The sequence below is a fragment of the Kitasatospora sp. NPDC091257 genome (genome assembly GCF_044757675.1).
In the GTDB taxonomy this organism is placed as follows: domain Bacteria; phylum Actinomycetota; class Actinomycetes; order Streptomycetales; family Streptomycetaceae; genus Kitasatospora; species Kitasatospora lactacystinica.
This window is the reverse complement of the sequence record NZ_JBIVVI010001373.1, coordinates 1-2187: the sequence shown is the minus strand read 5'-3', so window position 1 is coordinate 2187 and position 2187 is coordinate 1. Positions and strand designations below refer to the sequence as shown.

Below are 2187 nucleotides of genomic sequence, written 5' to 3'. Positions count from 1 at the left end.
CCCCGCAGCAGCCCCAGCCCCAGCCCCAGCCCCAGCCCCAGCCCCAGCACGGTGGCTTCCCGCAGCAGCAGGATTTCCAGGCCCCGCCGCAGCACGGTGGCGGCGGGCCGCAGCCGACCATCATCCGCAACCTGACGTCGTCGATGCGCACCGCCCGGATCGGTCGTGCGCTCGACAACGACATCGTGGTGTCCGACCTCCAGGTCTCCCGCCACCACGCCGAGCTGCGTCAGCTCCCGGACGGCCGCTACGAGATCGTCGACCTCGGCAGCCACAACGGCATCTTCCTCAACGGCCAGCGGGTGCAGCGTCAGCTGATGGGCCCGCAGGACCGGCTGACCGTCGGCCACTCCAGCTTCGTCCTGGTCGGCGACCAGCTGCAGGAGTTCGTCGACACCGGTGCGGTCTCCTTCTCCGCCCGCCACCTGACCGTCGAGGTCGACCACAAGGGCGGCAAGAAGGTCCTGCTCGACGACGTCAGCTTCGGCGTCCCGGAGAAGTCCCTGGTCGCGGTCATCGGCCCGTCCGGCTCCGGCAAGTCCACGCTGCTGCGCGCCCTCACCGGCTACCGCCCGGCCGACCGCGGCGAGGTCCTGTACGACGGCCGCAACCTCTACAAGCAGTTCGCCGAGCTCCGCTCGCGCATCGGCCTGGTGCCGCAGTCCGAGATCCTGCACCGCGAGCTCACCGTCCGGAAGGGCCTCAAGTACGCCGCCCAGCTGCGCTTCCCCGGCGACACCGAGGCGCGCGAGCGCGAGGCCCGGATCGACGAGGTGCTGTACGAGCTGCGCCTGGACAAGCGTGCCGACAACAAGATCACCGCGCTCTCCGGCGGCCAGCAGAAGCGCGTCTCGGTCGCCCTGGAGCTGCTCACCAAGCCCTCGCTGATCTTCCTGGACGAGCCCACCTCGGGCCTCGACCCGGGCATGGACCGCGAGGTCATGCAGATGCTGCGCGGCCTCGCCGACGACGGCCGCACCATCCTGGTCGTCACCCACTCGGTGGCCGAACTCGCACTCTGCGACCGGCTGCTCGTGATGGCGCCGGGCGGCTCGGTGGCCTACTTCGGCCCGCCGGACGAGGCGCTGCACTTCTTCGGGTACGAGACCTGGGCGGACGTCTTCCAGGCCTTCGAGAACTACCCGGACCACGACTGGGCCGGCCGCTACCGCGGCTCGGTGCACTACCAGCAGTACTCCGCGCCCACCGTGGAGGCGGGCGAGGTGCAGCACGTCCAGGTCGCCCAGGAGGCGGTCAAGCCGCCGAAGCCGCAGAGCTGGGGCTCGCAGCTGTGGACGCTGATGCGCCGCTACATGTCGGTGCTCGCCTCGGACCGCGGCTTCCTCGCGCTGTCAGTGCTGCTGCCCGCCGTCATCGGCGCGGTCAGCGTGCTGATCCCCAACGAACCGGGGCTCGCACCCAACCCCAAGACGCAGCTCCACCTCAACAGCGGCGCCGCGACGATCATGCTGATCCTGGCGATCGGCGCCTGCTTCTCCGGGGCGGCCAACTCGGTCCGCGAGTTGATCAAGGAACGGGCGATCTACGAGCGGGAACGAGCCACCGGGCTCTCCCGCTCGGCGTACATGATGTCCAAGATCATCGTGCTGGGCTTCTTCAGCGTGATCCAGGGCGCCATCATCTCCGCCGTCGGCTTCCTGCCGCGCAAGCTCCCCGAGCACGGCCTGATCGTCAAGAACCTGCCGATCATCGAGATGACCATCGGCATGATCCTGCTGAGCTTCGCCGCGATGATGTTCGGCCTGATGATCTCCGCGTTGGTGAAGACCGCCGAGAAGACCATGCCGCTGCTGGTCATGTTCGCCATCGTTCAGGTCGTCTTCACCGGCTGCCTCTTCCAGATCTTCAGCAAGCCCGGACTGGAGCAGGTCGCCTGGCTGATGCCGGCCCGCTGGGGCACCGGCATCGTATCCACCACGCTCGACCTGTCCGTGCTCATGGGCCCCTGGAACAAGGACTTCCAGAACCCCAACTACGACCCGCTCTGGAAGCACAGCGTCGCCCAGTGGGCGATCGACGCGGGTGTGCTGATCGCCATCTCCGTCGCCATCGGCGTCCTCGTGACCCGGCTCCAGCGCCGGCACGAGCCCGAGGTCATGCAGAAGGGCTGACCCCTTCTCCGACTCTCCGGCGGCAGGCCGAGGGGCGGCTCTCCCAACAGGGAGG

Annotated in this window: 1 protein-coding gene; it reads left to right on the top strand. The window is 68.9% G+C overall.

What is annotated here, in order from left to right:
• Positions 1-2132 (top strand): ATP-binding cassette domain-containing protein (locus ACIQOV_RS38415; protein ID WP_401055412.1); only part of this gene is annotated, 2132 nt, incomplete at its 5' end.
• Between the last annotated feature and the right edge of the window lie 55 nt (positions 2133-2187).